Source organism: Streptomyces sp. NPDC031445 (assembly GCF_055581365.1).
Genome location: NZ_JBVIJO010000031.1, coordinates 21,965 through 27,964, shown reverse-complemented (window position 1 = coordinate 27,964; position 6,000 = coordinate 21,965). Strand labels below are relative to the sequence as shown.

Sequence of the window (6,000 nt, the reverse complement as noted above, 5' to 3'; positions counted from 1 at the left end):
CGACGATGCTCGCGCCGAGGCCCTGCGAGGCACCGGTGACGACGGCGACCTTCTGAGTGCTCATGATCATCTCTCCGGGGTGGGTGAAGCTTCCTTCCTCGAAGTTAGTCGACCGGTCGGCTAGTAGTCAACCGAGAACGCCGACCGCGTCACCCTTGCGCGCGCCCGCGACGGCGGCTCCTCGGCCTGCCGGCCGTCGAGAGGTGCGGGCGGGCGCACTGTGTCCGCCTCACACACACCGAGGACCGGATGGCACACGTGGTTCGCCCTCCCCCCGGATCCGCAGGGGGTGACGGGATAGCATCCGCCCATGTCGACGATCTGCCTGATAGGTGTGGGACGGATGGGCGAACCGGTGTGCCGCCGTCTCGTCCTCGCCGGGCACGAGGTGCGGGCCTACGACATCCGGCCCGAGCGCCGGGCGGCGGTCCGGTCGTGCGGGGCCCGGTGGGCGGACTCGGCGGTGGCCGCGGCGTCGGGGGCGGACGTGCTCCTCACGGTGCTGCCCGGTCCGGTCGAGGTCACGGCGGCCGTGCGGGACACCGTCCTCCAGGCGCTGGCCGCGCACGCCACGTGGATCGACATGAGCAGCAACACGCCTACGGCAGCGGACCCCTGCCGGCAGCGGGCGGCGGCGCACGGTGTCGGTTTCCTGGAGGCGCCCATCGGCGGCTCGCCCGCGGACGCCGCCGCGGCGCGGTTGCGGCTTTTCGCGGGAGGCGACGCCACCCTCCTGGAACGTCACCGTCCCCTGCTGTCAGCGGTCGCCGACCGCATCAGCCACGTCGGCGGACCCGGTACCGGCTACACCGCCAAACTGCTGGTGAACCTCCTGTGGTTCGGTCAGGCGGTCGCCACCGCGGAGGCGCTGCTGCTCGGCCGGCGCGCCGGCATCGACCTGGGCGTCCTCACGGACGTCCTTGCCACGGGCCCCGCCTCGTCCGCCTTCGTCCGCCGGGACCTGCCCGCCCTCCTCGCCGGTGACTACCTGCCCGCGTACGGCCTGGACCGCATCCACGACCAATTGGCGGCGATCACCGCTCTGGCGGAACAGCGCGGCACTCCGCACGACGTCGCGGACGCCGTCCGGCGCCTGCACGAGGAGGCCCTCGAACGGTACGGGCCCGTCGACGGCGAACTGCTGGCGGTGGCACTGCTCGAGGAAAGGGCCGGTACGCTGCTGCGCCACCCGGACCCGGCCACCGACTGACCGGCGAGCGGGGGGCGTGGTGCCGGACGGCGGTCAGTGCCGGCCGGGTGCGGCCCGGAGGTTCGCCGCAGGGGCGGGCATGGCGCTGCCGTCCTGAGAACAGGATCCCGCCGCTGTCGCGCGGAGCTGCGCCGGGTGCTGTCGGAGGCGAGCTTCACCGCCGCCGTGTCCCGCGTCCGCGACGAGATCGCCGCCACCGGCCCGCTCGGGCAACGGAGCGTCAGACGGACGCTATGCGCTCCAGAACCTTCGCGGCGGCGGCGATGTCGCAGCCCTCCAGACGCGAGAACACATGGCGCCGTACGCTCGCGAGATTGGTGGGCCACGCCTGCTTCAGCTGCGTCCACCCGGCACTGGTGAGAACGGCGAGCCAGGCCCTCCCGTCGTCGGGTGACTTCTCACGGGCGACCAGCGACTGCGCCTCCAGCCGGTTCACCACCCTCGTCATCCCGCTCAGTGACAGCCCGCACATGCCGGCCAGCTCGCTCATCCGGATCCGGTTGTCCGGCGCCTCGGAGAGGTGCACGAGGACCATGTACTCGGTACTCGAAATCGCATGCTCTTCCAGCATGTCCCCGTCCACGACCCGGGGCAGGGATGTGATTACCCTCCCCAAGGCCCGTAGGAAGGCCTCCTCGTCGCGGTTCAAGGGCTTGATGGTCGTCACGTCTGCCATGGCGCCAGTGTAAATGCCGGAACCGGTCGGCTTAAATTGCCGAGGAAACTAAAATTACTTCACGATGTCCAGGAGACACGTGCCCGGTCGGCATCGCGCCGCGGTGTCCCGGACGGGTGTCCGGCGTCCATGACCGTCGTCAGTGACCGGCCCTCTGGCCACCGCCGACGTGTCAGCAGCCTCGCGCTCGGGCCGGAGGACCGCGATGACATCGGCGGTGCGCGTCGAACTCCATGTGTACCCGACGTCGACCACTTCCGCCCGGACCTGTTACAGGCCGGCCGAGCAATTGCCCCGTTATGGCGTGCCTCCGGCAGGACGGCGTTTCATCGCGGTCGGACGGAAAAGCATCGGTCACCGAATCGGGCGCAGCCCGTTCGCAGGCGAGCCGATCCGGATGTGCAGCGCGCCCCGTCCCGCTGCCCGCCGGTCTCGGAGACGTGCGGACCTGGCCCGCGCCGCGCCGCCCGTACCGACTGGAACCCGGTGTCACCGGCGGCGGTGTTGATCGCGGCACACACCGGCCGTAACATATTGCACGATCAAGCACATGGGTCGGTGTACGGCGTCCGTGCCTCGGCGCGCTCCCTCCGCTCGGCGGCACGTGTCCGCCGGAAACCCCCCGAGGGCACCTGCGGGGACCGGCCCCCGGCCCCGGGAACCCGTCCTTCCCGCCACCGGAGTCCTCGTGCCGTGACCGGCCGCGGCGGGGAAACGGACGCGCGCGCGAGAGGCGGCCGGACCGCGCCGCACGGAGGAAAGAGGATCGCGGGTGCCCCGCAGGACACACAACCCCTACGGCTTCTGGTACCGACTGGCCGCAGCCATCGCGAAACCGGTGCTGTTCCTTCTGGTCAGACACGAGTGGCGCGGGAGGGAGCACATACCCGCCGAGGGCGGCTTCCTCACCGCCGTCAACCACATCTCCTACTTCGACCCCCTCACCTACGGGCACTTCCAGTACGACAGCGGCCGGCCGCCCCGCCTGCTCGCCAAAGCGTCGCTCTTCACCATCCCCTTCGTCGGCACGGTGCTGCGCAGGACGGGCCAGATCCCGGTCCACCGCGGGACCGCGGACGCCGCGTTCGCGTTGCGGGACGCGGTGGACGCCGTCAACAGGGGGGAGTGCGTCGCGGTCTACCCCGAAGGCACCGTCACCCGCGACCCGGGGCTGTGGCCGATGACCGGCAAGACCGGTGCGGCGCGGATCGCGCTGACGACCGGGGCGCCCGTCATCCCGGTCGCCCAGTGGGGGGCCCACCGCATCGTGCCGCCGTACGCGCGCGGCGGTCGCGGCAACCGCAGGGTGCGACTGGTCCCCCGCCAGCGGGTCCACGTGACGGCCGGGCCGCCCGTCGACCTCAGCCGGTACCGCGGCATGCCCCTCACCTCCGATGTACTGGCGGCGGCCACCGAGGACATCATGGCCGCCATCACCGCGCTCCTGGCGGAGATACGTGACGAACAGCCGCCCGCCGAACGTCACACGCTCCGCCGGAAGACGCGCGAAGGCACCGGGTGAGAAGCCGGGAGGCGTGAGCGGCCGCCGGACGTCCGAGTAGGGATGACGACACGTGTGCGGGTTCCCGAAGACGCCTCCGCGCTTCGCTGCCGGCCGGAGCCGGGCGGGTGGTTCCCCTGATGGACGAACACCCGTACGGCATTCGTCACCCCATGTCCGCCCGGCCCGGGCGGGTTCTGACTAGCGTCGTGGCGTTTGTTCCATCGACACCCGCCAAGGAACACCATGTGCACTGACGCTGACATCCCCTCACACGAACCGGCCGGGCAGAGCCGGCGTGGCTTCCTGCGCAACGCGACACTGGCGGGCGCCGGGGCGGCGGCCGCGGGAATCGGCGCCCCCCTGCTCGGCGAACCGGCTGCGTACGCCGCGGACACCGCCGGAAGCGGCGGCACCGGTACGTGGAGCCCCGACCCCGACGCCCTCCAGTTCACCCTCGCGGTCATGCCGGACACGCAGTTCCTGTACTGGGGCAGCCAGGACAGCGTCAACAGGACACCGCAGGAGGAGTCGTTCCGCTACATCATCCGCAACAGCGGGAGCGGAACGGACAACATCGTGTTCATGACGCACCTCGGCGACCTGACGCAGGACGCCGACCCGGTGTCGTTCGACCAGGTCGACAAGGCGTTCTCCCTCCTGGACGCGCACGGGGCCGCCTACAGCGTGGTGGCCGGGAACCACGACGTGAGCGGCGAGGACGACCGCGGTGACACGCCGTACCTGCGGACCTTGGGACCGCAGCGCTTCAGGCGCTCGAAGACCTTCGCCGGGGCGGACCCGACCGGCTACAACACCGCACACGTCTTCCGGGCCGCCGGCCGCTCCTGGCTGGTGCTCGCCCTGGACTGGCGGGCCACGGACCAGGCCTTCGCGTGGGCCGGCGACTTCATCAGGTCCCACCCGAAGATGCCCGTGATCCTCACGACGCACGACCTGGTCTACTCGACCTACGATGACAACGTTTTCCCGTACGAGTCCGGCGATCCGGAGGACAACGCCGAACTCTCCGGCTACGGCCAGAAGATCTGGGACAAGCTGATCAAGGACAACGATCAGATCTTCCTGACCCTCAACGGCCACTACTGGCCGTCGGGCCGCACGACCAGGAAGAACGCCGCCGGCAACGACGTGCACCTGCACATCGCCAACTACCAGAACCGCTACTTCGGCGGTGGCGGCATGATCCGGCTGTACCACTTCGACCTGGCCCGCGACACCATCGACGTCGAGACCGTCAACCCGTGGATCCTCGCCCAGGCCCCGGAGTCACGCAACAAGCTGGCGGCCGAACACGCCCGGATCACCGGCCCGGTCGACGACTTCTCCGTGCCGATCGACTTCGCGAAGCGGTTCTCCGGCTTCCTGCCGGTACCCGACCGGCCCGCCCGCCCGGCCGCCGGGGAACTCGTGAAGGGCACCCTGGCCTACTGGCGTTTCGACGGACAGGGCGCACCCGGCACCCCGCTCCCCGCCGGCCACACGATCCGTGACCTGTCCGGCAAGGGCAACGACCTCACGGTGGTGACCGTGCCGGGCACGGCCGCCGACGCGCTGACCTGGTCGCAGGACCACCACCCGGACCAGCCGGGCCACGCCAGCCTGAACTTCGCCGGCGGGCGCGACCCGCTCCACGGCGCGTATCTGAGCACCGGGGCGAACGCGCCGCTGAACAGGGAGACGTTCCGCGGCGGGTACACGATCGAGGCCTTCGTGCGGATGCCGCTGGACTGGGACGCCGGCAGGAACGGTTTCGCGTCGGTACTCAGCCGTCGCGGCTCCGCCGGGGCCGCCGGCAAGCAGGGCAGGAACACCGACCCCGACGAGCCCCTGGTACAGCTCTCCATCTCGAACAACGGCCGCGAGCCGCAGTTCAACCACTACCCGCTGAACAACACCTACCCGACCACCAACTGGGGGCACGGCCTGGTCGAGCTGAAGTGGTGGCACCTGGCGGTCGTCAACGACGGGCGCTACACGAAGCTGTACGTCGAGGGCGCTCCGGTCGTCGACAACCCGCACCGGGTGTCGAGCGGCCTCACCTCGCTCGGGCTGCCGTGGCTGGTCGGCGGTCACGAGTACGCGGGCGCCGTGGACATCGTCTTCCACGGCAACATCGGTGACATCCGCGTCGTCAACCGTCCCCTGTCCGCGGACGAGTTCCTCACGGCCGGGTGAGCGCCTACGCGTCGCGCGAAGGTTGTCCTGCTGGACGAGGCCGACCTCATCGACCAGATCCTCCCCACGGCCGGGCAGGGCTGACCGGGTCCGGCGGACCCGCGTGACCCGGTTCGCCGCGACGGGTCCCGGCCGGGCGCGCCCGCGGGCCCCCGCCGGTCGGCCGCTGGAGAACGGGAACCGCCCGCGTCGGCCACGAGCCTGCGCGGTGTCCTCGTGCCCCGCCCGGCCGGACCACCCCGTCGGCCGGGGTCCGCGGGCGCGCCCGCTCGCAGCCGGCCGACGGCGCCCCGGACCGTGGGCCGGCTCGTCCTGGCCGGGCCGGGGCCTGCCGGGTCAGGTCCTCCGCTGCCCGCGCGGGCCGGCGGACGCCGGCCGCGGTGGTCCGCGCGAGGCCCCGGTCCGGGCGAGGTC

The 6,000-nt window shown here is 71.6% G+C and carries 4 protein-coding genes; 3 read left to right on the top strand and 1 reads right to left on the bottom strand.

Features of this window, described 5'->3' with window-relative positions; all coding sequences use genetic code 11:
• The first annotated feature begins 310 nt into the window (after positions 1 to 310).
• Complete coding sequence (locus ACZ5DC_RS39745; RefSeq protein WP_468661228.1) at positions 311 to 1,210, top strand: NAD(P)-dependent oxidoreductase; 900 nt, start codon at positions 311 to 313, stop codon at positions 1,208 to 1,210.
• Positions 1,211 to 1,430: 220 nt separating this feature from the next.
• Here ACZ5DC_RS39745 and ACZ5DC_RS39740 read toward each other — a convergent pair whose 3' ends face one another.
• On the bottom strand, positions 1,431 to 1,886 hold the full coding sequence (locus ACZ5DC_RS39740; RefSeq protein ID WP_468661226.1) for a MarR family winged helix-turn-helix transcriptional regulator: 456 nt from the start codon (positions 1,884 to 1,886) through the stop codon (positions 1,431 to 1,433).
• Positions 1,887 to 2,658: 772 nt separating this feature from the next.
• On the opposite strand from ACZ5DC_RS39740, the gene ACZ5DC_RS39735 reads away from it, so the two are divergent.
• Both ACZ5DC_RS39735 and ACZ5DC_RS39730 read left to right on the top strand, forming a co-directional pair.
• Positions 2,659 to 3,408 carry a lysophospholipid acyltransferase family protein gene (locus ACZ5DC_RS39735; protein ID WP_468661224.1) on the top strand — a complete coding sequence of 250 codons (750 nt, stop codon included), beginning with the start codon at positions 2,659 to 2,661 and terminating at the stop codon, positions 3,406 to 3,408.
• Positions 3,409 to 3,633: 225 nt separating this feature from the next.
• Positions 3,634 to 5,586, top strand: coding sequence for a LamG-like jellyroll fold domain-containing protein (locus tag ACZ5DC_RS39730; protein WP_468661222.1), 1,953 nt, complete (start codon positions 3,634 to 3,636; stop codon positions 5,584 to 5,586).
• The last annotated feature ends 414 nt before the right edge of the window (positions 5,587 to 6,000 follow it).